Genomic DNA, 24,154 nt, shown 5'->3' with positions numbered 1-24,154 from the left:
CTCAAAATAGATCACCTAATTAAGCGAATTGATATAATTTAAATGTAAGCACAAAACAGCTATTACTAATTAAAATTGGCCGTAACACCTAATTTAGCAAATGAGTCACCGTATACATCCTCACCGCCATAAAAATCTACACCCCAGCTTTTAACTCCCCAAGCTGCTCTAGAAAGCTTTCTATTATAAGTTATTTGTAACTCATAGCTGGTCGTATAAACATCACTTTTGTTTTTTAAACTGCTAAATGTAGTTTGTAGACTCTCTTTTCGATTCAATTGCCAGTTCCAATTTAAGCTAACGGCCTTAGCTGCAACATAGTCGTCGTAGATATGCTCATCACCAGCCCAGTGGCCAATTACATTGCCGTTATTTCTATTTCCATCTAGATATATACCATTGGCATACCAAAGGTCTTGCCAGTTACTGTGTTCGATACGTAAGCTGTGTTTGTCGCTGATAAATGGAAGAAATAAACCAAAGCTATATGCATTATTGCGATCCCCTCCAAGGGTGTCTTCTAATGCTATTTCTGCATATAGTTCATAAGGTGTATTATAGAGTGTGTTTGAATACTCAAAAGCAATAGCACCTAGTTGATCACCTAATTCAAAGTTAACATCGTTTGTGTCATCTTCGCCAACATTATCTTTGCTTCCGGGGCTAAAAAAGCCTTCAGCAAAATCTTTTAATGATACATCTCTTGGACCCCCACCGAACTGCATGAGACGGCTTAAACTAACAGTCAGATTGTCAGTTATTGCCAAGCTAGTATGCAGGCCGAATAAGTAAGGTTTTCCGGGTTCATATTCTCGATCTTCTGCGTTTTCGACTCTTTTGTTTTTTAAGATACCTCTTTGCTCAGAGAGTTGAGTAATAAACATATCGTATCGAATATTAAAGCTAGTTATGGGGGTTACATTACTTATGGATATAGACGGAGTTGTTTCGGCTTGTGTGCTGAGTAACATTGCGCTGTTGCTAAAAGGTGAATACCAATGCTCTCTATAACCGATATCAAGTTGTGCATATTTGAAGCCTAAATACATGATACTTTGCGTTAGTAATATTTCATCCTCGTTGGCTATACCCACAGCACTCATACCGAAGTAATCACCAAAATTAGAATAAGCACCACCTTCAACTATTAGGTTTGTTTTTGTTGTTTGGCCGCGTTGATTTGGTATGTTCTTTTCATTCGTGCCTGCTGATAAAGTTACTTTAGCAAGAGTGGTTGCGCTTGATTGTATATAAGGATTAATTTGATAAGTAAGTGTGTGGTAAAGCTCAGGGTAGTCATACCTTATGGTTTGTAATATTCGATAAATGTCGTGAGACTTATAAGGTTTACTCATAATGTGTGTGTTTTTACTTACAGCTAAAAGTTGTTGTACTAAGTGCTCAAGTTCTGGGGCTTGATTTAAAGGTAAGTAGGGTGATACGCCACCTTTAGCAACAGCATTTGCACTGATTGCCATCCCGATAAACAGTGATATTTTTTTGAGCATAATTATTCCGTTAGCAAAAAATTGTTTAAGTAAAAACGTTAACGCGAGGTTAGCAATAAACGCCTAAGTAAGGAAGAAAAAAGCGATATATTAGTAGTTAGTAATTGATGTATATAAGTTGTAGATGAGGTTTTATTATCTGGCTTTGGTAAAATTAAATTACATAAGCGCGAAGTGAATTCGCACCTACAGGGGGCATATATTGTAGGTGAGGTTTTATACCTCGCTTTTTATTTTATATAAATACAATCCCAGTAAGGGTATAAAGCAATTTTATCTACGATTTTAGCCCGCAAAGGGTTAGCAATAATATATCTAGCATTGTTTAGTAAATCATTTTCATTTCTAATCATGTGATCATAGTAGTTACGTTGCCATAATTTATACATACCTAAGTCGTCACGGGTTGCTTTAGAGCAACGGCCTTTAAATAACTTAATTACATCAGACAGCGTTTTCTTAGTTCCTAATTGAATTAGCCAATGTATATGATTTGGCATAATTACAAATGCTATTGTTTTAGCTGCTTCTTGCGTTTCTATCTTTTTCATTTCTGTGATTATCAAACGATTAATATCCATAGAAATAAATATGTTTTCTCTTTTGTGTGCCACTAGTGTGATTGAGTAAAATCGATTTGTTAATGATACTCTGCCTTTTCGCAATAAATCAGAACGATACATTTTTACAGTCTTTCAATACTTTTTATTAAAGGTAGCAGAGGTTTCAAATTAAGAGAGCGCGAAGTAAAGTTAGGTTAGATGAGCGCGAAGTAAATTCGCATCTGCAGGGCGTGCATATTGTAGGTGAGGTTTTACACCTCGCTTTGGTAAAGTTAAGTTGGATGAGCGCGAAGTAAATTCGCACCTACAGGGGGGATGTTGTAGGTGAGGTTTTATACCTCGCTTTGGTAAAGTTAAGGTAGATGATCGCGAAGTAAATTTGCACCTACAGGTGGCATATATTGTAGGTGAGGTTTTATACCTCGCTTTGGTAAAGTTAAGGTAGATGATCGCGAAGTAAATTTGCACCTACAGGTGGCATATATTGTAGGTGAGGTTTTATACCTCGCTTTGGTAAAGTTAAGGTAGATGAGCGCGAAATAAATTCGCACCTACGGTGTGTGTGTATGTTGTAGGTGAGGTTTTATACCTCGCTTTGGTAAAGTTAAGGTAGATGAGCGCGAAATAAATTCGCACCTACGGTGTGTGTGTATGTTGTAGGTGAGGTTTTATACCTCGCTTTGGTAAAGTTAGGTTAGATGAGCGCGAAGTAAATTCGCACCTACAGGGTGTGTGCATGTTGTAGGTGAGGTTTTATACCTCGCTTTGGTAAAGTTAGGTTAGATGAGCGCGAAGTAAATTCGCATCTGCAGGGTGTGTGCATGTTGTAGGTGAGGTTTTATACCTCGCTTTGGTAAAGTTAGGTTAGATGAGCGCGAAGTAAATTCGCATCTGCAGGGTGTGTGTATGTTGTAGGTAAGGTTTTACATCTCATTCCTAAAGTTCTTATAAACAAAAACCCCGGTGGTACTGTGTACCATCGGGGTTTTTTAATCGTTTTAGTAAACTTAAACTTTAAATTCGTCTACCGACAAGCGAAGCTCTTCAGCAAGTTTTGCTACTTCTGAACTTGAGATATTAGTTTGGTTTGCGCCTTCGGCTGTTTGCTCTGCGATGGCTACAATCGACTCAAGGCGTTCGCTAATTTCTTGTGCTACTTGTTGTTGCTCAAGTGCGGCAGTCGAAATTTCTTCACTTACGTCGTGGGCTTGCGAAACTGCAAATGTAATCGAATCAAGTGCGCTACTTGCTAGGTCGGTTTGCTCAACACACGATACAGCGCGTTGCTTACCTTTGCTCATTGCCGTTACGGCAGCTTCAGCGCCTGTTTGTAGCGACTCAATCATTGATTGTATCTCTTGGGTCGACTCTTGAGTTTTACTTGCTAGAGAGCGTACTTCGTCAGCTACAACAGCAAAGCCTCTGCCATATTCACCAGCTCGTGCAGCTTCAATTGCGGCATTTAGAGCAAGTAGGTTCGTTTGATCCGCTATTCCGCGTATTACATCTAAAATGCTGCCTATTGATGCGCTATCTTGATGCAGTTTATTAATTACTTGTGAGGCGTCGTCTACTTCACGTGCTAGCTGTTCAATTGTAGCTTTATTGTTATTTGAAATACCTTTAACACGCTCAGCTTCTTTATCTGCATTTTTAATTTCGCTAAGTGCTTGTTGAGCACTGTTACTAACTGTTTGCGATGTACTGCTCATTTCGGTTGTTGCAGTAGCTGCTTGTTCAACTTGTGCTTGCTGGTTACGAATTGCTTGGCTTGATTCTGAGGTAATGGCCGATGTTTGCTCTGATGCTGCTGCAAGCTGAGTAGAGCGCGAAATAATGCCTTTAATTAGGCTGCGTAGGCTGTCAATTAGTGTATTACAACTTTTAGATAGTTCGCCAAACTCGTCTTTAGCGCTGTCGTCTAAACGTTGTGTCATGTCGCCACTGGCAACAATATCTAAAATGCGATTAACTTCGGCAAGTGGTTTAGTAATGCGGCTAACAGTAATAATGGCAATCACAATTGCTAAAAGAGTGGCTATAACCATACCAACCCAGGTCCATAAATTAGCTGAGTCTACATCGCTGCGCACACCTTGTTGCAATTTAAACGCAACGTCACTTGCTTGATTAACTAGCTCGTCAATTTGGTTAAGTGCCATTTTGGTGGCTTGCTCTGACTGTGCAAGCTCTGATTGCGTAAGCGTAATCGAATCAATTAAACGTTTTTTGTTTGCTGCTAAGCTGTTACTGCCCTTTATGTTATTTTCTAAAACATCAACATACTCTTTTAGGCTTGAATATAAGTCGCTATGCGTTTGCTCTATTGCTGGCTTAATTAAATCAACGGTACGTATTACTTCTTCAAGGTAATACGTTTGCTCGTTTTTAACAATATCGAGAGTGTTAAGCGTTTTAACAGTCAGCATGTCGGTGCTGTTACTAACTACCGACATAAAGTTGTTTTCTAAATTATTTGCAGCTTGATAAGCGCGAGGGTGGTTTTGTTCAAACCCATCAATGTCGGTAATGTCGAGTACAACAGAGTTAGCATCTTCTGCACTTAGTTCTATATTTTCTAATTGTGCTTTTAATGTTTTATTTAATGCTAGTTGCTTGCCTTTGTCTTCTAATAAATTTTCAACGGTGCTTAAAAAGCTTAAATAAGTTTTTTCTACATTTTGGCTGCTTTGATTAAGTGCAGCATCGTTTTTTACTACATCTTGAAGCTCTCGGTGCAGCGTGTTGAATTGCTGTTTTTGCTCAAAGACCTGTGCTTTTATTGGCGCAAGTTCACTGGCTGATGTCGTGTAAAAACTCGCTTGAGCGGCTTTGCTCATTAAAATAAATTCGGCTTGTAGCTCAGAGCTTTTATTTAATGCTGGGAGTGATAGTTGGTTCACTTTTTGAGTGGAACGGTCAATATTTGCAATTTTTATTAAGGAATTACCACCAATTATTAATAATAATAGTGTGATAAATATAAAACCACCCCAAATACGCTGGCTTACTGTCAGGTTCATAAGATTTCCACTCAAAAGTACTTCAATTAAGACTTATCGGCGTTTGTACCAATAAGTTAAGTAATTAAAATCAATTACTTTAATTAATTTTAACTATTAATTGATAAATCTAACAGATGTATTGTTTTTTTTCAGTTTATTTAGACGAAAGGTGGGATTTTTCTACAATTACTTTTTTAGTACTCAGCTCCATTAGGGTCATGGTGTTACCCCATACGCAGCCTGTATCTAGGGCGTGAACCCGTGAATTACCTGTTCTACCTTCAAGTGCGGCCCAGTGGCCAAAAATAATATCGTGTTTAGATTTAGCTATATTGGGGTGGTTAAACCAAGGAGTGAGAGTTTCGCTTTCGGTTATTGCACCCTTTGCATTAAGCTCGAGTTTGTTATCACTTGTTAAAAAACGCATGCGGGTAAAGTAATTAACTATGTATCTAAACTTTGCAAAGTCATCAAGGGTATTAGACCACTTTGCGGGGTGAGCCTGATACATGTGTTCAAAAAACGCTTTTGCGTTACTTGATTGATAACAGCTTTGTGCAAATTGCGCTTGTTTTAGCGCATCTTCAACAGACCAATCGGGATTTAACCCCGCGTGAGATATAAAGCAGTTATGTTTTATAAGCTCTAAAGCCAATGGCTGGGTTTGTAAAAAAGCGATGTAGTTAGCCAATTTAGGGCTTTCAAATATTGGGTTTAATTTATCTTTTGGATTAGTGGGTTTGTTAAGAAAGTAGCAGGCAATCATGTGAAGGTCGTGATTGCCTAAAGTGATGGTCATGCTATTTTGATGTTGGTAAATATAGTCTAAGCAGGCTAGGGAGTCTGGCCCGCGAGCAACTATGTCGCCAACTAAATATAGGTGATCTTTACTTGGGTTAAAATCAACCCGTTGTAAAAGGGTGTTAAATTCACTAAAACACCCTTGTAAATCACCTATCGCATAATCTGCCATCTAAGTGCTTAATGCAAAATGTTAGGGCAAGCCAAACGAAACACATTAATAGGCGCCTGAAACTCAGAGCCAAACTCGTTGCGTAACGTGTAATGGCCTTGCATAGTGCCTACAGGTGTATCTAAAATTGCACCGCTGGTGTATTTATAGCTTTCGCCTGGTGCAATATCTGGCATTTCGCCAACAACGCCTTCGCCTTCAACCTCTACTTGTTTGCCATTTGCGTCGGTAATTAACCAATAGCGGCTCAGTAATTTTGCACTGCATAAACTATGGTTTTTAATTGTTACCGAGTAAGCAAATACGTATTTTTCAAGCTCAGGTTGAGATTGGCCTTCTACGTAAAATGTTTCTACAGATACCTTTACAGGCGATCCAATGTTACTGCTTGTTGTCATAAATCCAGTTAGCTATATCAATAAATTGTTGTAAAGATAAGCGCTCAGCACGCAGCGTTATATCAATGCCAATGCTAGTTAGTTCTTCTGCGGTAAGTAAGTTACCTAAACTATTACGTAGCGTTTTACGGCGCTGGTTAAATGCTTCTAAACACACTGTGTTTAAAATTTTAACGCTTTTTGCTGTACGTTGCTCTGGCTTTTTAGGTATTAAACGAATAACAGCAGAGTCAACTTTTGGCGCTGGTTTAAAGCACTCAGGTGGTACTTCAACAACCGGCATTGCATTACAGTAGTATTGAGTCATTACGCTTAAGCGACCAAATGTTTTACTACCAGGGCCTGCTACCATGCGTTTTACTACTTCTTTTTGAAGCATAAAGTGCATGTGCTCAATATGATCTGAAAATTCAAAAAGGTGAAACAATAACGGTGTCGAAATATTGTAAGGTAAGTTACCAAACACTTTTAATTTTTTGTCATCGCGAACCAAGCTTGCAAAGTCAAACGTCATTGCATCGCCTTGGTTAACGGTTAATTTAGGACCCAAAAATGGGTGTTCAATTAATCGTTGTGCTAAGTCTTTATCTAATTCAACAACCGTTAAATGGCCGCTTAAGTCGGCTACTGGCTCAGTAATTGCGCCAAGGCCGGGGCCAATTTCTACTAAGTTGTCTTCTGGTTTAGGATCAATCGCAGAGACTATTTTATCGATGATAGATTCATCAAATAAAAAGTTTTGCCCAAAACGCTTACGAGCGCGGTGTCCTAAATGTACTTTATCGGTCATTGATTTTGTGCTTTTTCTTGGGCGAGCTTAATTGCTTCGCGGATCGCTAATTCAAAACTGCCAACGTCAGCTGTACCAGTCCCTGCTAAATCGAGTGCAGTACCGTGGTCAACTGAGGTGCGGATAAATGGTAAGCCAAGGGTAATATTTACCGATTTACCAAATCCTTTGTATTTTAGCACAGGTAATCCCTGATCGTGATACATAGCAAGTACTGCATCTGCTTCAGATAGGTATTTATGTTGAAATAAGGTATCGGCCGGTAGTGGGCCAATTAAATTCATCCCTTCGCTTCTAAGTATTTCAAGCGTTGGGGTGATTGTTTCTATTTCTTCACGGCCTAAATGGCCATCTTCACCTGCATGTGGGTTTAAGCCACACACTAAAATACGTGGTTTTTCTATCCCAAACTTAGTTTGTAGGTCGTGATTTAAAATACCCGCTACTTTAGTTAAGCGCTCAGGAGTAATGGCACGCGATACATACGCAAGTGGAATATGCGTGGTTACAAGTGCAACGCGTAAACCTTCAGTTGCAAGCATCATAACTACATCTGCAGTATTTGATTGCTGCGCAAAATACTCAGTGTGTCCGCTAAATGAAATGCCCGCTTTGTTAATAATGCCTTTGTGAACAGGGCCCGTAACAACCGCATCGAACGTGCCATCCATGTTTTTTTCACTTGCTATACGCAAGGTATCTAACACGTATTGGCCGTTACCGTCATTTAGTACGCCAAGCTCTACATCCGCACCTAAATCAACCTGATGAATATACAAACTGCCCGCAGGTGCTGCTATGGCGGGGGCATTATCATCAAATTTAATTAAGTTTATTGTTAAGCCTAAATGCTTTGCACGCTCTTTTAATAGTTTGCCATCAGCAATCGCTATTAGTTGAGCGTCCCACGCTTGCTGAGCAAGCGTGAGTAGTAAATCTGGGCCAATACCGGCTGGTTCACCCGGTGTAATAGCAATTCTTAGAGTCATATTTATTGGTCTATAGGGAAAATTTCAACGTGAGCTTGCTCGCGCATTTCTTGCTGCCAGTTAAAACTTTCTTCCTTAAATTTACGGTTAAACAACATACCGTGAGCACGGTTACGTTTAGCTAGTTCAGTTTTATCAGCTACACGTTTGCCAAGTAACTGCACAATATGCCAACCAAACTGTGTTCTAAACGGTTCGCTTATTTCATTTTCTTTAAGAGAAAGTAATGTATCTTTAAACGCAGGTACGTAGGTAGTTGGATCTGTCCAATCGTACTCGCCACCTTTAAGTGCAGAGCCAGGATCTTCTGAGTACTCTTTAGCAAGTTCACCAAAGTCGGCTGTTCCTGCACGTAAGTCTTTTGCAAAGCCTGCAAGCATTGAGCGTGCTTTTTCTTCACTTAAAATAATTGAAGGTTTAATAAGTATATGGCGTGAACGTACTTCAGTTGTTTCTACAACTTGTAGACCACGAACGTCTTGTACTTTAATGATATGAAAACCAGCACCAGAGCGAAGTGGGCCAACAATAGCGCCTTTCTTTTGGCCTTTTACTGCTTCAGCAAAAAGCGATGGCATTTCGTTAATGCCCATGTAACCAAGTTGTCCACCTTCAAGTGCTTTAGAGCCGCTTGATGATGAAATAGCAATACGCTTAAATTCTTGGCCATCGTTTAATAGCTCAATAACTTTATCTGCACGTGTTTTTGCATCAGCAATTTCGTCAGCTGTCGCATCGTTAGGGATATCTATTAAAATATGACCAATGTCGTACTCTTCAGCACTTTGACCTTGGGTTTCCATAATTTTTAAAAGGTTATCAACTTCTTGTTCGCTAATATAAATACGACGATCAACGCTTGCACGTGTTACTTGCTGCGTTGTGATTTCTTTACGAATTTCTTCACGGTAAGCTTGAAAGCTTTCGCCCGAACCTTCAATAGTGCGGCGTAAGTCGGCAATTGTTCCGCCTTGCTCTTTTGCCATGTTAGCGAGAGTTTGATCGAGTTGGCTGTCTGAGATTTGTAACCCCATACGCTCAGCCATTTGCATCATAAGCGCTTGATTAACTAAACGCTCTACAGCTTGTACACGAAGTGTTTCATCTTTTGGTAATTGCTGGCCTTGTTCTTGTGCTTGCTTTTTAACACGATCAATTATGGTGTCTACTTCGCTTTTTAAAATTACGCCTTGGTTTACAACGCCAATAACTTTATCTATTTCTACTGGTGCAGCCATTACACTTTGACAAAGGCTGGCACTTAAAACTGCTGATGTTAATAATTTTTTTAAATTCATATTCTTTTTACTACTCTTGCTGATAGTACTCTAGTTACTAAGAAAATACGGTCTACGATAGCCAAAAATACCTTGTTGTAATAATTTTTGTGCATCATAACGGCTTTTACTGCCAAGTCCTTTTAATACAAAATTCAAACTAATACCTGAATCAAAAGTTGCTTGTTCTTGTCCTATTGACTGATTTAAATCAGTTTCAATTTGGCGATGGCCAGTAATTTGGATAGCCCAACAGCATGATTCATACTGTAATCCGCTCAATACTTCGATACTTCTGTTGTTTTCAAGATCTCGATGATAGCTCGCAATAAATTGCCATTCGTCGCTAATAGGAATACTTGTAAATACACCTGCTTGCTCGATTGTATTTCCTGAGACATCATTTGCATAGCGATGGTTCAATTGTACTAGCTGATTATTATCACCTTTATAATCAAGTGTTACATTTGACTGTACCATTTGCTTGCCATCTGTATCATATTGAATACCTCCAGCGAGGTACCAACGGCGGTGCCAATGTAACATGGTTTGAGCTGCAAATAGTGCATTATAATTAGTGTCTGAGTTTAAGCCTTGCTCTGTTGGCTTGGCATCGTCACTTAAATAAAATATTTGGCCCGCACTAAAGTTAAACACTTCTTCTTGTTTTTTATCAAATAAGCGCGTTGTAGCACCTAAAGTAAACTGATTAGCAGCTGCTATACGGTCAACACCCGAAAAGCGCACGTCTCTAAATAAACCATAATAATCATCTTGCAGTTTAGTTGTATCAAACAAGCCAATGTCTGACTGATCTTTATTAGGTGTATATAAATACTGAATTTGCGGCTCTAGTGTTTGTATACCATCTTCAAAAAAGTAAGATGCGTCACGCTCAAAGTTAAGCTGAGAGTACAAACGTACTTTTGGGATAGTACGCGATACAGTATCGCTGTATTGCGTGCCGGTTAAGTTTCCGCTTTGCTTATAATTTGTTTGTAATAAGCTTACTTCAGATAAAAATGACCACGCATGCGTAGCGTAGTTGTAGCGTGCTTTTGGCTCTACGTGTACACGAGTTGCGCTGTCTATGGCCACTTCTGATGAATCATTAGTAAAATGGCTTATCTCGCCCGACACACTAAAGTCAAAATTATCAAAACGCCAAGGCGCTGTTTGCGTAAAATTAACTTGTGGTATTGCAGTGTATGACTCTAAGTGATCGCCGAGTACTTCAAAGTTTTGCACTTTAATATCGGTTCGCCATGTATCACCTAAATGGGTAAGTGAACCAGTACGATACAATTGAGTATCGGTTTTACTTGCGTAGTTTGAAGTTAAGTCGGTGATGTAGTTATCATCGCTCACATTGGTTACATCAACGTTTGCGCGCCAGTTTTCACCCAGGTAGCTTTGCTGTTGCCAATGAAACATGTAGCGTTCATTTAAATCAGGCTCAGAATCATCACTATCTAAGTATTCAATCCCTACTAAGCCTTCGTGTTGCTCTGTTAGGTATCTAAACTCTGTTTGTAATTGCAGCCCTTTGTTAGACATATAACGAGGCGTAATAGTGGCATCAAAATTAGGTGCAATATTTAAATAATACGGCGTAATTGTTTCAAGGCCGTATTTGTCAGAGCTTGAAATAGTCGGGGTAAGTAAGCCCGATTTACGGCGTTCATCTAGCGGGAATGTAAAATAAGGTAAATATAAAACTGGTGTATCTAAAATACGCAATACGGCGTTATATGTTTCGCCCCAGCCTTCTTCGCGTGAAAGGTTTATTTCGTCAGCTTCAATTTCCCATGCTGGGGTGTCACTTGGGCAAGTAGTAAAGCTTGCATTCATGAGTAATAGGCCAGACTGATTAACAGTGAGCTTTTCAGCGCCGCCTTTACCTTGTTGTTCGGTTAGACTGTAGTCGGCGCCTAACAAACTGACTTCTGAATTATTTAAATCGGCATTTAATCCGGTGCTGTTTACTTTACTTACGTAGTCTTGATAAGTAATTGGCCCCGTTGCATTTAATAAACCACGCTGTTTGTCTATCAACGCAGTTTGTGCGGACAAACTCATCTTAAGGGTGTTAATATCAACATTGCCGGTAAATTCAGCGCTTTGAGTGCCAAGTAGCTCAACATCATCAGCTTGGATATCAACTTCACCAAGGTTAAGGCCTTCAAGTGGTTGCCAAGCTCTGGTTTGCATTGAAATGCCACAAAGGTTGTGTGCCAGTTCAGTTTCGGCAAGCGATGGTGCGCTAACTACGCTTAGCATCAATATGCCCCAGGTTTTGCTCATTTATCGACCTTAATACTTTGTGTTTAATATAATATACACATAATAAAGGAAAATAATGGCAATTACAGTAATTGACCTATAAAAATAGATATCTAATAAAATGACACGCTTTGAGAATTTACAACAATTTATAAACACACACCTTAATGCCAAGTCGCATACTTTAAACGCGATCACGGGGGATGCTAGCTTTCGCCGTTATTATCGTTTAAATCACGATAATAAGCATTTAATAGTGATGGACTCAGATCCAAAAAAAGTGAATAACGAACCTTACATTTCGCTAAACCAGGTGTTTGTTGAGCAAGGTTTTTTACTTCCCACTATTATTGCAAGCGATGAGAAACAGGGCTTTTTTGTTCTCAGTGACTTAGGCAGTACGCACCTAGCTGACATGCTTGATGATGCAAATCGCACCGAGCATTACCAAGCACTAATTAGTTTAAGCGCTCAGTGGGCAAAAACGCCCACAGCTTCTGCTATGCAAGCGTATAACGAAGATTTTATAAAGCTAGAGCTTGATATATTTAGCCAGTGGTTAGTAAGCGACTTTATTAATGAGTCACTCAGTGCCGAACAAAAAATAATGTGGCAAACAAGTTCAGAGCTATTAATAAAGGCGATGCTTGAGCAACCTACGGTTACCGTTCATCGTGATTACCATAGCCGTAATATTATGAACAGTAACGGCCAGTGGGCAATTATAGATTATCAAGATGCTGTACGCGGGCCGCTTTGCTACGATTTAGTATCGCTACTGCGCGATTGCTACTTTAAATTGCCAGAGCAAGAGTTAACAAGTTTACTTGATTTTGCTTATCAAGAATTTACAGCTCAAAATTTACTGGCTAACACTTCATTCGATGAGTTTAAATATTGGTTTGATTTAACCGGATTACAGCGCCACTTAAAGGCTGCGGGTATATTTTGTCGATTGTATTTACGCGATGGTAAAACAGGTTATTTAGATAATATTTTACCGACGCTTGATTACATTATTGAAGTAACAGCAATTTACCCAGAGCTTAAAGCATTGAGTGAGTGGACAAAAAATACCATAGTGCCAAAAGTGACTGAAAAGTTGGCAAAGGAGCGCTCATGAAAGCAATGATTTTAGCTGCAGGGCGCGGGCAAAGAATGATGCCGCTTACGCAAAATATGCCAAAGCCAATGTTAAAAGTGGCAGAAAAACCACTTATTGAGCACCATATAAATAACCTTAAAGCAGCCGGCATTACCGATATTGTAATAAACCTTGCGTGGCAGGGTGATAAAATAAAAGACTATTTTAAAGATGGCAGTCAATTTGGCGTAAATATACTTTATAGCCAAGAAGTTGAAGGTGGCCTTGAAACGGCCGGCGGTATTATTGAAGCGTTACCGTTGTTGGGCGACTCGTTCATTGTAATAAATGGCGATGTATACACCGACTACGATGTAAGTGCGCTAATGCAACTTCATTTACAACCTGGTGAGGCGCACATAGTGCTTATAGAAAATCCGCCACACAATCCAGATGGCGACTTTGCATTAAGCCATTTGTCGGCCGAGAGTCAAAAATATACCTTTTCGGGGATTGGCCGGTATCAGGCTGATTTTTTTAAAGGATTAACGCAAGGTATTCGCCCTTTAGGGCCTATTTTACGTGAAAAGCTAAATGAACATTTAGTCTCTACTGAGCTCTATATAGGGCAGTGGGATGACATTGGTACACCAGAGCGTTTAAACCAATTAAACACGCGCCTTGAGGCGTAACAACTCAATTTTTAAGAAGGCAGTATTATAGATGTGGGGAAAAATTCTCGGTTTTTGTTTTGGCTTTATGTTTGGCAAAATATTTGGTGCTATTTTAGGTTTATACCTAGGTCATTTATTTGATAAAAGCTTAAAAAATAACTTTGATAAAGCAGGCGGTTTTTCTAGCTTATTTAGTGGTGACGATGTTCACGAGCGCCAAGCTTTATTCTTTTCAAGCTGCTTTGCTGTTATGGGGCACATTGCAAAATCGAATGGCCGAGTGAGCGAAATACACATAAAAGCGGCTAACTTGTTCATGGACGAAATGGGCTTAAAGGGCGAAGAACGCCGCGAAGCACAACATGCATTTCAGTCAGGTAAAGAGAGCGACTTTTCACTTAAAGAAACAGTACACGATTTTAAAGAACGCTTTGCTAAACGAAACGATTTAATACAGTTGTTTTTAGAAATACAAATTCAAATGGCGTTTTCTGACGGGGTATTAGCCGAACAAGAAAAGCAATTATTAGCAGAAGTAAGTAAACAGCTAGGCATTTCTAAAACACACTTTGCATTTGTATTAAAACGTTATCAAGCTGAGTTTAACTTTAGAAAGCAACAACAGCGCTTTAATCAACAGCAACAAAGCCAAGGTCAAAGTAGTAGCTATCGTGAGGGCTCTGGCCATCATGTACCGCCAAATAATAATATGAACCGTGCGCAAGCATTGGCGTTATTAGGCTTAAATAGCGATGCAACGCAACGTGATATAAAAGTAGCGTACCGTAAACTTATGTCGCAACATCATCCAGATAAATTAGTATCGCAAGGTTTACCAAAGCACATGATGGAATTGGCTGTTAAAAAGAGCCAAGATATTCAAGCCGCTTATGAGTATTTAAAAAAGTCGGCGTAAAAACCCGTCTATTTCTTTTGTTAGGCGTGCGTGTTGAGCAGGTTGATCGCGCAGGCCAAACAATTGGCGTTGGCGGTAATCAAATTTTGCATTTCGCTCAACCCAGCGCTGACGACTTTTAAGGCTCATTAAAATGTCTGTGCTGTCATTTGCGTAGTAAATATCAAGCAAGGCGGGTGTAACAAGTGACGCTGTTTGGCTCAAACTTTCGTTACGTTTAGTATTAGGTAAGTAACCGCTCAAACTTATAAACGCATCTAGTCTCTCATCTGGAAAATCTGCATAGTACTCCAACAACACACCCGCACTAGTACCTTGTGCAATAACCACTATATTACTCGAATCTTCCATAGCGGTTTGATACAGCGCATTAAACCGAGAAATGAGATTTATTTTATAGTTATCAAGTATGTCGTCAGTTACTTTTTCAATTGCATTTACGTAATGAGGTTCTTCTTTTATTTCTGCAGGCTGTGATTGTGCGTTTGTTGCTGTGTCGGGTGATGCAGGTTCATCGGTTTTACTAGGCGCAGCTTCGGTTTCGCTGGGCATTGCTTTGGCCATTTTACTTGCTTGCCAATCAATGTCGGGTACTGTCATTGCGTAGGTGCTGTAACCTAAATTATTAAGCTCTTTACGCAAGTAACTCATACCTGAGTTATTGGTAGGTGAAGAATGCCAATCGGGTATAAGTATTACGATACCTCTAAAATTACTACTCATATATTCGCTGTAAAGGCTTAAAAATTCTGTTTCACCCGCTAATATTGGCTTTATTTCATCACTTGGAAGTAGTCGCTCAATATCGCTATTTTCAATACTTGATAAACTAGGTGGGGCAATATGTTCAGCCGCGTAGGCGGGGTTAGCTAAAAGTAGCGCACAGCTGAGCTGTATATAAAAAGCCCTTTTTAAAAACCGTGAAAATAGCATAACGCACCTAACTAATGACAATTAGTTAGGTATCGGCAAGGTTATCTAAAAGTTTAATAATTTACGAAGTATTTGCGCCGGTTAAAATTCTGGCTCAGCTTCAAAAGTAAGTACTTGCTCAGTTACAGGGTGCTTTAATTGCAGCATTTGTGCATGTAATTGTAAGCGAGGGGCTGCAGCAAGTGCCTCTTTGTGGGCGTAAAGTCTATCACCTAAAATAGGATGACCCAGGCTTAACATATGCACACGTAGTTGATGCGAGCGACCAGTGATGGGGGTTAGCTCTACACGGGTTGCATTTTCTTCACGCTCAAGTATTTTAAAATGCGTAAGCGAAGGTTTACCTCTGTCGTGATCAACCATTTGTTTAGGGCGATTAGGCCAATCACAAATAAGGGGTAGATCTACTGATCCTGCTTCAGCTTCAAGGTGTCCGAATATACGTGCTATGTAACGTTTAGCTGTTTCGCGCTCTTGAAACTGCATACTTAAATGTCTGTGCGCGGCTTTATTCATGGCAAGGCACAGTATGCCAGAAGTCGCCATATCTAAGCGGTGCACTATTCTTGCTGTTGGAAAAACACGATTAACACGATTAATTAAGCTGTCGGCATGTTTAGGATCTTTACCTGGGACAGTTAATAACTCACTTGGTTTATTAACTATCAGTAAGTCGTCATCCTGAAAAAGTATCGTTAAATACGGACTCATAGGGGGATTGTAGTTAACTAACACGGCCGACCTTAGTAATTTTGAAGGGCGCTATTTTAGTAGAGCAAGCCAACAGGCTCAAGTAAAAGTTTGGCTATATTGTTTTAACTAATAGTCCAAGCCTTAGGCTCCTTTAAAGCGCTTTTATAACTTAATTTCTTCGGGTGTTAATAATCGATATTCACCACTAGCCAAGTTTTCATCTAGGGTAATCCCCGCAATCTGCTCGCGATGTAACTCAACCACTTTGTTATCTACCGCGTAAAGCATACGCTTAACTTGATGATACTTTCCTTCACTTATTGATAAACGCAGTCCGTAATTAGCAAGTCGCTCGGCAATAGCTGGGCGGGTTAAATCTTTTTCGTTATGCAGCATGACACCTGTACGTAATTGCTCAAGTGCTTCATCGGTAATAGGCTCTTGAGTTTCTACTAGGTAGGTTTTAAATTTATTGCTTTTAGGCGACGTAATTTTATGTGACCAATCGCCATCATTAGTAATAATAACTAACCCTGTGGTATCTATATCAAGACGACCTGCTACGTGAAAATCGCTCATATTTGGCTCATCAAGTAAGTCAAAAACGGTTTTATGTAGCTCATCGCTGTTAGCGCATACATAGCCAACAGGTTTATTTAGCATGTAATAGCGCTTACCTAAAAATACCAAAGGCGTACCTTGGTGCAGTACTTCATCTTGTTGGGCTAGCTGAAAATTATGTGATGTGATTATTTCGCCATTCACGCTTACTTCTTTTCGCTTAATACTAGCGCGAGCTTGGGTGCGCGGTATTTCAGCTAAGTGGCTAATAAATTTATCTAAGCGGCAAGGGAATTTCATTTTGGTTCACATTTTTAGTCGGCTACAATGGGCGCGATTATAGCCGATAGTGAAATACCATGACAGTGCACAGCACACAAATTTTAAGCCTTTACCAAGCAAAAATAGACACGGGTGAACTGTGTTTTGATGCAGCGCAGCAAAATGCGGTGGAAGCTTTAAATACGCTAAGCGAGCAACTTCAAGCTCACACATCATGGTGGCAAAAAGCGCCCTTAATAAAAGGCATTTATTTATATGGACCCGTAGGGCGTGGTAAATCCATGTTAATGGATTTATTTTATAAAAACCTACCTATTGAGCAAAAGCAGCGACTGCATTTTCATCATTTTATAGCACAAGTGCATGCCCAACTTTCGCAGCTACAAGGTCAAAAAAATCCACTCATTCTAATTGCAAAACAGTGGGCTAAAAATATTCGAGTACTGTGTTTTGACGAATTTTTTGTGAGCGACATTGGCGATGCCATGATTATGGCCAGATTGTTCAATGCATTGTTTGAACAAGGTGTTGTGCTGGTGGCCACATCGAACGCAAAGCCAGAGCAGCTTTATTACAACGGCCTGCAACGAGCGCGGTTTTTACCTACTATTGATTTAATTAATAACCATTGTCATATAATTAACGTAGCAGGGGAGGATGATCACCGCTTTAGATATGGTAAAAACAGTCGTCACTATTTTATTAATTTATCAACTCACGATTTTGAAAATAAGTTTTTAGCTTCGTATCCGGCTGTAACATGCAGCAATACAGTTAGTGTGCATGGGCGCGATTTACCTTATTTATTAAAAGCAGATAACGCCTTGATGATTGATTTTATGGCGCTATGTTCAGGCCCACGAAGTGCTAACGATTATATTTTTTTAGCAACGCAATTTGATGTGTTATATGTATCGAACGTGCCGCAAATGGGTGTTAAAGCAACGGGTAAAGTTATTGTTCACGGTATAGAAGATAGCTACCAACGCGAAAAACAAACGCTTGATGAGCACACATTTGACGACGAAGCACGGCGCTTTATTGCCTTAGTAGATGAGTTTTACGATTGCCATAAATTGCTGGTAATAAATGCGCAAACCGACATTGAACATTTATATAAAGGTAAAAAGTTGAGCTTTGAATATGCGCGCACGCAATCACGCATAGTCGAAATGCAAAATTGGTAACGCTTTAATATATATTGTAAACGAGCTTGCTCAAGTGAGAAGCGCAGCTTTTAATATTTATAACTGATTACTTTGCTTACTTATTGGTTTCTCTAAAGCGAAGCGCTCTCTAAACCTCTTTGTGAATAAATCACTTAAAACCTTATTGCACAAAGAGAAGCAAAAGAGGAGTAAATGAGAAGACATTAAAACATAGTAATTATGTATTTTTACCTCTCTAAAGCGAAGCGCCCTCTCAACCTCTTTGTGAATAAATCCCTTAAGATCTTATTGCACAAAGAGAAGTAAAAGAGGAGTAAATGAGAAGACATAAAACAATAGTAATTATGTATTTTTACTTCTCTAAAGCGAAGCGCCCTCTAAACCTCCTTGTGAATAAATTATCTAAAAACTTATCGCACAAAGAGAAGTAAAAGAGGAGTAAATGAGAAAACATAAAACAATAGTAATTATGTATTTTTACTTCTCTAAAGCGCAGCGCCCTCTAAACCTCTTTGTGAATAAATCACTTAAAACCTTATTGCACAAAGAGAAGTAAATGAGAAGACATTAAAGCATAGAAATTACGAGCTTTGCTCGTCACGCCAGCAAGCTGTGCGTCTACAAGTCAGTTTAACCACGGCGTCAAATTTTTACTGGTAGGCGTTTAGCTTGCTCACGCGAAAAGCGCAGCTTTTAATATTTATAACTGATTACTTTGCTTACTTATTGGTTTCTCTAAAGCGAAGCGCTCTCTAAACTTCTTTGTGAATAAATCACTTAAGATCTTATTGCACAAAGAGGAGCAAATGAGAAAACATTAAAGCATAGAAATTACGAGCTTTGCTCGTCACGCCAGCAAGCTGTGCGTCTACAAGTCAGTTTAACCACGGTGTTAAACTTACCCTTCTTGGCGCACTATATTCTCAAGGGCGCGAATATTAGTAATTAAATCCTGGCGTTGTGGGTTAGCTTGTAATGCTTTTCTAAGCTGCTTTAGCGCACTCGGGTAGTCTTTAGAATCAATCGCTATTTGCGATAATCCAAGCCACGCCGATAGTTGGTAATCAGGCAGAGCTTGTGCACGAACATACATAAGTTTAGCTTGGGTGAGTTGGCCTTTACTACGATATATACTTGCTAAACTAAGTAGGGCATCACCTAAATTCGGGTTTATTTTAAGTGCATTATTTAAGCTTTTAAGAGCACGTTTAGTATTACCTTGTTGCATAGCAATTTGTGCGTTGTATACAGAAAACTGCGCTTGTTCATCACGGGGTAGCTGCTTAGTTAATCTTTTTGCGCTGCCTATTAGATCTTTAGCTAAATCCCATTTTTGTTGAGATACAAGCCAGCCTAAAGTTTGCATCGTGGTATTAATAACTTCAACTTGCTGCTGTTTAGTGGCGTGTTTTAAACCTTGCTTTAATAAACTCACTGCGCGTTCAGTGCTGCCTTCAGTTAAATGCAGCTGGGCTGCTAAAAGCTGGTTACTGGCATCTTTAGGGTTGAGTTTTAGGGCTACTTCAATAGCAGCTAGCGCCTGCTTTTTTTGATCAAGCTGTAATGCTATTTGTGCACGTTGCAGCCAAAGTTCAGCTTTATCAGGGGTTTTATTGAGTAATTCTTTTAATAATGCATTTGCCTGACTTAAATCACCCGATTCAATTAACGCAAACAATAGCCCTTGTTGATACTGCGCTGTTTGAGGAGCAAGCATCAGCGCTTGGCGGTAGGCCGCTACTGCGCTCCAAGGTTGGCTATGCTGCACGTGTATATAAGCAAGTTGCGCATAACTTTGTGCGTCAGCTTGGCCAAGTTCAATACTGTGAACTAGGTGTGTTTGTGCTTTGTCATACTTTGCTTGTTGCATGTATAAAAGGCTCAAACCTTGGTGTGCTTTTACTAAATCAGGTGAAGCTTTTAAACACGCTAGGTAAGCTAGTTCAGCGTTATTAAAGTCTTTTGTTGAAAGCAGTACTTGTGCACGTAATAAGTTTAAAGCAGTGCTATCTTGGCTTATATCTCGGCCTTTAAATAGCGCCGCAACTTCACTGTAATTACCGGCTTGTAATAGTGGTTGTACTTGGCGAGCAAAACCGCGCTCGGTCGGCTCAATAAGAACCTCTGTAGGGCCTAGTAATTTATTATTTATAGCCAACTGCCATGTTGGATCGCTAGGCGATAAAGTTACTTTTAGTGGCGCACTTTTTAATGGCGTACTAGCAGCGCTTGCATGCACGCTACTTACACCTAATAAAGGGAGTGAGCACATTAAAGTAGTGATAACTGCGCGAGTTAATGGTTTTAGCGTTTTAAATATATTCATATTTTTCATTTTAATAGGCTTAAGGTTTAAATTCGATTGGCCAAATAAAGCGAGCGCGTACGGTTTCACCTTCTTTTTTAGGTGCACTAAAGCGGCTTTGTTTAATAATTTTGTCGATAGCTGGTTTAAGTTCAGGGTATGGGTTTTGTACTACCTCAATTAAACTTAACTTGCCACTTTCATCAATAAATACATCGAGTTTTACAGTAAATACATCAACACCTCGGCGGGTTAAGCTTTTTGGTAAAACGGCCTTGACGGGAGTAAGTAAAGTGGGGAGACCATCGAGTTGATTTAAGCTAAATGCATCCCAATTTACACTCATTGATTGCCATTGTGGCGCGCTTACTTTTACGTTGGGTGTATCGGGTTTTACAATACTTAAATCACTCTTTATCTTAATTTTTACGGCTTGAATTGACGCGCCTGCACCTTCTACCGCTAAGCTTTGCATTGGCTCACTTGTTTGCTGTTGCGATATTGATGGAGGTGGCGGAGGTGGCAGTGCCACCATGGCAATCTCACGTACAACCACTTTGTCTTGCATATGATGTTCTGCAAGTTGCCCAAGCCATAAAAGCAGTAATGCAGCACTAAGCACAATGAGGCTAAGGCCAAATGCAAACAGCGGATGGCGATTGTTTTTTGTTTTTTGAAGCGGGTTAATCGTGTGCATATTATTGTTTCGTAGCTAAGTTAACTTGCGCTGCGCCTGCCAGCTTTGCTTCGTCAATTACTTGAACAAGTAACTCAGTAGGTACTGTTTTATCAGCTTGAATAACCACAGGGCGTTGTTGCTGCTTTAACATTTGCTCGACACTACTACGTACGCCAGCCACACCAATTTGGCTGCCATCAAAAAATACTTGTTGGTTGTCGGTTATTGCTAAAAATATAACTTGCTGCTCAAGACGACTGGCCGATACGGCTTGTGGTTTATCAACCTCAACGCCGCTTTCGCGTACAAATACGGTTGTAACAATAAAAAATATTAGCAATATAAATACCACATCAAGTAGCGGCGACATATCGATATGTTGCCCCGCTTCTTGCTCTAGCTTGTGCTTTAAACGTGATTGCATAGTGTTACCCTAACTGTTTACTTAACGTATGTAATTTAGGATTACGCTGCGAATACGCTAAGTAAGCTTGCATTAACCACGCAGGAATAGCGCACACAAGGCCCAATTGAGTTGTTAGTAATGCATCACCAATGGCGTCACTCATTAACTCGTTATGGCCCAGCGCCATTACTTTAAATGTATCAAGCAAACCAACAATGGTGCCTAATAAACCAAGTAGCGGAAGCGCTGCAGTTAAAATAGAGCTAACTTCTTGCCAATAACCTTTGCGCTGTGCTTGGTATTGTTTAAGGTGCAGTAAGTCATGAAAAATCAGCTGGTATACAAATAAAGCGAGTAAAAGAATACACCAGCAAATAGGGTTACTAACTATTTTTTCAAACATTGTTTGCTCCTTTTTCTAGTTGGCTTAGTTGTAATGCAAAGCCTTCTAGTTGGCTGTAGTACGCTTTTGCTTTACGCGATAACAGTGCATTTAAAACGAGTGCTGGTATAGCAACAACTAAACCTAACTCGGTTGTTATAAGTGCTTGTGCAATACCGCCCGATACAACTTCTGGATCGCCTGAGCCAAACAAGGTCATCATTTTAAATGTTTCGATCATGCCGCTAACAGTGCCTAATAACCCAAGTAGAGGGGCTACAGCAGCCGTAACGGCAATAGCGCCAATAAAGTTATCGAGTTTATGCTTATCATGAATTAACTGATTAAATAATTGATCGTCTCGTACTTGGCCTTTTTCGCTTTGTAGCGTTAAGTTAAATAGCTGCTGCTGCATACCTGCAAATTCACTGCTATTTTCAGCTTTAAAAAGTTGCTGTAATTGCATTTGAGAGTGCATTTTAATTTTACTTAAACGTAGTAGCTGTGCGGCTTTTAATAGCGCAATGGTAAGTGCAAAGCAGGCAAATAAAATAATAGGGATAGCCCATAAACCGCCTTTTTCTAGGTGTTCAAGCGGACTTTCTTGTTGGGCTTGGCTAGTTACTAAGTGCGTTAAACTAGGATCAAAAGTAAGTAATGTAGAGCCTACACCGTTTTGCTTTAAAGTATTGTCGAGTGGGTTGTCGTCACTTGTTGATTGTACTAACGCTACTTTTAATGCATTAGATTCATCATCTAAATTTAATAAACCCATAAGTTTAGGTGTTTGCGTACTAAACCATGCAACAGGCCCTACTTGAAGGGTATTAGCTTGGCTTAATTCGCCATTACTTAGCACAACCGATTGTTTTTTAAACTGTGGATAAAGTGCCTGCTCTTGATTATTAATTAGCGATACAACATGGCTTAATAACTCGTTTTGGCTATTAGCCGACTCGTTACTGCTAGCACTATTGCTGATATTTTGGCGAACAAAACGGCTAAGTAAGTTTAATTGATATTGCTGCTGCTGTTGCCAAGTGTCTAATCGGGTTTGTAACTGATCAAGGCTTAATGTGTTTTCGTCAGCTAGGCGGCGATTAACGGCGGCTTGTTCGCGTAATTTACTGAGCGATTGCTGCTTGGTAAAAATTTGCTTTGCAAGGATTGCTTGCTCTTTTGAAATACTATTTTGAGTTTTATTTAGAGTATGTTGCGCTGTTTTAATATCATTTAAAATACTTTGTTTGGCATCATCACTGCTAGCTGCAAAAGAAATGTTTGCACTAAAAAGTAAAACTGTGGCGCTAAATACTTTAACTATGCTGTTAGTCGCCATTATTTAGCCCCTTGCTGGTTTTTATTTACATAACTTAATATTGGGAGTGTTACCCAATCAGCAGCGCGCTTTTTTTGCTGTACAGCAATACCCAGTGCAACTTGTTCTGCATTAATGCTTGAATCAAACTCCCACTGCCAACCTAAATCACTTGGAAAACCAATACCTACATAACTTAAGTCTTCGCTTACAAACCATGCTTGAGCTGCACCTAAATAAAGCTGCTTAACCCATACTTCTTGCCCGTCAGGATGCTTAATAGCCATTTCGTGAATAGAAATACGTTGTTGAAAATCATTAAGTAGAGTCAGCATTTTTAGTGCTGTTTGTAATTTGTCAGTTGTACTGAGTTTTGAATCGCTTAAATCACCGGCGTTTTTCCAACTACTCAAAAGTGGCGGGGGGAGCTGCACTTGTAATGAAAGTAATTGCCCAGAAATACGTGCTAGTTGATCATTTAATTGCTGTTGAGCATTTTCAAGTTCTGATTGCTGAGTTACAAGCTGTTCGCGTTTTTGGGCAAGCTCACTGGTGCTTTTTTTTCTACGCTGATTAAGCTCGCTAAGTTGCTGCTGCTCGGCATTAAGAAGCGTTAAGGTTTGCTCCATACTGCTTTTTTGTTCAAGCCAATGAGTATTTAATTCTGTGTTTTGATTTTCTATTTGTAGCCATTTATTAACGAGTTGTTCTAGCTCACTAACAGTGTCGGCTTTTACTGCCATAGTGCTACAAAGCGCGATAACTACGCTAATTGGTTTAATTAAGCTTCGCATTACTTAACAACAATCCTGAAAGTTACGACGAGCAATTACAAGGACGTAATTACTGTTAATTTTTGAGTGTGTATACAATATAGGAATTCACATAACAATGCAATTGATAACAGTTATCGTTTACATTGCGTTGTTTGAGTGGTAGGATTTCGCCGAAATTAAATATGTACCT

At 39.6% G+C, this 24,154-nt stretch carries 22 protein-coding genes; 4 read left to right on the top strand and 18 right to left on the bottom strand.

The genetic code is table 11. The features are described from left to right. Positions 1-65: 65 nt before the first annotated feature. The 9 genes from QT16_RS03080 to lptD all read right to left on the bottom strand — a co-directional run bounded on the left by QT16_RS03080 (position 66) and on the right by lptD (position 11,807). Positions 66-1,508 (bottom strand): capsule assembly Wzi family protein, encoded by a 1,443-nt coding sequence (locus tag QT16_RS03080; RefSeq protein WP_039485546.1) that lies wholly within the window; start codon positions 1,506-1,508, stop codon positions 66-68. 230 nt (positions 1,509-1,738) lie between these two features. Next, on the bottom strand, positions 1,739-2,191 hold the full coding sequence (locus tag QT16_RS03075) for an REP-associated tyrosine transposase (RefSeq protein ID WP_039485543.1): 453 nt from the start codon (positions 2,189-2,191) through the stop codon (positions 1,739-1,741). A gap of 887 nt (positions 2,192-3,078) precedes the next feature. Further along, complete coding sequence (locus QT16_RS03070; protein ID WP_039485540.1) at positions 3,079-5,094, bottom strand: methyl-accepting chemotaxis protein; 2,016 nt, start codon at positions 5,092-5,094, stop codon at positions 3,079-3,081. Between the two features lie 136 nt (positions 5,095-5,230). Then, positions 5,231-6,049 carry a symmetrical bis(5'-nucleosyl)-tetraphosphatase gene (locus tag QT16_RS03065; protein WP_039485537.1) on the bottom strand — a complete coding sequence of 273 codons (819 nt, stop codon included), beginning with the start codon at positions 6,047-6,049 and terminating at the stop codon, positions 5,231-5,233. An 8-nt stretch (positions 6,050-6,057) separates the two neighbouring features. Further along, positions 6,058-6,447: a Co2+/Mg2+ efflux facilitator ApaG/CorD gene (gene apaG, locus QT16_RS03060; RefSeq protein WP_039485534.1), complete on the bottom strand. Its 390-nt coding sequence runs from the start codon at positions 6,445-6,447 to the stop codon at positions 6,058-6,060. Continuing rightward, a complete protein-coding gene (rsmA, locus tag QT16_RS03055; protein ID WP_002960838.1) occupies positions 6,431-7,237 on the bottom strand; it encodes a 16S rRNA (adenine(1518)-N(6)/adenine(1519)-N(6))-dimethyltransferase RsmA in 807 nt (268 codons plus the stop codon). Before rsmA ends, apaG begins: the two co-directional genes overlap by 17 nt. Continuing rightward, a complete protein-coding gene (gene pdxA, locus QT16_RS03050) occupies positions 7,234-8,226 on the bottom strand; it encodes a 4-hydroxythreonine-4-phosphate dehydrogenase PdxA (protein ID WP_039485530.1) in 993 nt (330 codons plus the stop codon). The genes rsmA and pdxA overlap by 4 nt, the downstream gene beginning before the upstream one ends. Positions 8,227-8,228: 2 nt before the next feature. Continuing rightward, on the bottom strand, positions 8,229-9,524 hold the full coding sequence (gene surA, locus QT16_RS03045) for a peptidylprolyl isomerase SurA (protein WP_002960833.1): 1,296 nt from the start codon (positions 9,522-9,524) through the stop codon (positions 8,229-8,231). A 30-nt stretch (positions 9,525-9,554) separates the two neighbouring features. Next, positions 9,555-11,807 (bottom strand): LPS assembly protein LptD, encoded by a 2,253-nt coding sequence (lptD, locus tag QT16_RS03040; RefSeq protein ID WP_039485527.1) that lies wholly within the window; start codon positions 11,805-11,807, stop codon positions 9,555-9,557. A 100-nt stretch (positions 11,808-11,907) separates the two neighbouring features. Between lptD and QT16_RS03035 the strand changes: the two genes are divergently transcribed. The 3 genes from QT16_RS03035 to djlA are packed head-to-tail and all read left to right on the top strand — an operon-like array spanning position 11,908 to position 14,460. Further along, a complete protein-coding gene (locus QT16_RS03035; RefSeq protein WP_039485524.1) occupies positions 11,908-12,909 on the top strand; it encodes an aminoglycoside phosphotransferase family protein in 1,002 nt (333 codons plus the stop codon). After that, positions 12,906-13,562 carry an N-acetylmuramate alpha-1-phosphate uridylyltransferase MurU gene (gene murU / locus QT16_RS03030; protein WP_039485522.1) on the top strand — a complete coding sequence of 219 codons (657 nt, stop codon included), beginning with the start codon at positions 12,906-12,908 and terminating at the stop codon, positions 13,560-13,562. Before QT16_RS03035 ends, murU begins: the two co-directional genes overlap by 4 nt. 31 nt (positions 13,563-13,593) lie before the next feature. Next, positions 13,594-14,460 carry a co-chaperone DjlA gene (djlA, locus tag QT16_RS03025; protein ID WP_002960826.1) on the top strand — a complete coding sequence of 289 codons (867 nt, stop codon included), beginning with the start codon at positions 13,594-13,596 and terminating at the stop codon, positions 14,458-14,460. Here the strand turns inward: djlA and QT16_RS03020 are convergent. The 3 genes from QT16_RS03020 to rsuA form a co-directional block, all read right to left on the bottom strand. Next, on the bottom strand, positions 14,443-15,393 hold the full coding sequence (locus QT16_RS03020; RefSeq protein ID WP_039485520.1) for a DUF3530 family protein: 951 nt from the start codon (positions 15,391-15,393) through the stop codon (positions 14,443-14,445). The two genes, djlA and QT16_RS03020, sit on opposite strands and share 18 nt — an antisense overlap. An 81-nt stretch (positions 15,394-15,474) precedes the next feature. Continuing rightward, positions 15,475-16,128 (bottom strand): bifunctional tRNA pseudouridine(32) synthase/23S rRNA pseudouridine(746) synthase RluA, encoded by a 654-nt coding sequence (gene rluA / locus QT16_RS03015; RefSeq protein WP_039485517.1) that lies wholly within the window; start codon positions 16,126-16,128, stop codon positions 15,475-15,477. 120 nt (positions 16,129-16,248) lie between these two features. Continuing rightward, complete coding sequence (gene rsuA / locus QT16_RS03010) at positions 16,249-16,947, bottom strand: 16S rRNA pseudouridine(516) synthase RsuA (protein ID WP_039485514.1); 699 nt, start codon at positions 16,945-16,947, stop codon at positions 16,249-16,251. 59 nt (positions 16,948-17,006) lie between these two features. Between rsuA and zapE the strand changes: the two genes are divergently transcribed. After that, the gene (gene zapE / locus QT16_RS03005; RefSeq protein WP_039485510.1) at positions 17,007-18,116 is read left to right on the top strand and encodes a cell division protein ZapE; all 1,110 of its coding nucleotides are present in this window, start codon (positions 17,007-17,009) and stop codon (positions 18,114-18,116) included. An 880-nt stretch (positions 18,117-18,996) separates the two neighbouring features. Here zapE and QT16_RS03000 read toward each other — a convergent pair. Genes QT16_RS03000 through QT16_RS02975 form a run of 6 tightly spaced genes read right to left on the bottom strand, consistent with a single transcriptional unit; the run spans position 18,997 to position 23,982 of the window. Next, positions 18,997-20,424, bottom strand: a complete 1,428-nt coding sequence (locus QT16_RS03000; RefSeq protein ID WP_039486045.1) for a tetratricopeptide repeat protein — start codon at positions 20,422-20,424, stop codon at positions 18,997-18,999. A gap of 19 nt (positions 20,425-20,443) precedes the next feature. After that, positions 20,444-21,100, bottom strand: a complete 657-nt coding sequence (locus QT16_RS02995) for an energy transducer TonB (protein ID WP_039485507.1) — start codon at positions 21,098-21,100, stop codon at positions 20,444-20,446. A gap of 1 nt (position 21,101) precedes the next feature. Then, positions 21,102-21,506, bottom strand: a complete 405-nt coding sequence (locus QT16_RS02990; protein WP_036981164.1) for an ExbD/TolR family protein — start codon at positions 21,504-21,506, stop codon at positions 21,102-21,104. Positions 21,507-21,510: 4 nt separating this feature from the next. Further along, a complete protein-coding gene (locus QT16_RS02985) occupies positions 21,511-21,891 on the bottom strand; it encodes a MotA/TolQ/ExbB proton channel family protein (RefSeq protein ID WP_002960812.1) in 381 nt (126 codons plus the stop codon). After that, positions 21,884-23,209: a MotA/TolQ/ExbB proton channel family protein gene (locus tag QT16_RS02980; protein WP_039485500.1), complete on the bottom strand. Its 1,326-nt coding sequence runs from the start codon at positions 23,207-23,209 to the stop codon at positions 21,884-21,886. Before QT16_RS02980 ends, QT16_RS02985 begins: the two co-directional genes overlap by 8 nt. Next, entirely contained in the window at positions 23,209-23,982 is a 774-nt protein-coding gene (locus tag QT16_RS02975; RefSeq protein WP_039485498.1) for a DUF3450 family protein, read from the bottom strand. Before QT16_RS02975 ends, QT16_RS02980 begins: the two co-directional genes overlap by 1 nt. Positions 23,983-24,154 lie beyond the last annotated feature (172 nt).

The sequence above is a fragment of the Pseudoalteromonas distincta genome (assembly GCF_000814675.1).
In the GTDB taxonomy this organism is placed as follows: domain Bacteria; phylum Pseudomonadota; class Gammaproteobacteria; order Enterobacterales; family Alteromonadaceae; genus Pseudoalteromonas; species Pseudoalteromonas distincta.
The sequence above is the reverse complement of the archived record's forward strand: the minus strand, read 5'-3'. Positions and strand labels throughout refer to the sequence as shown.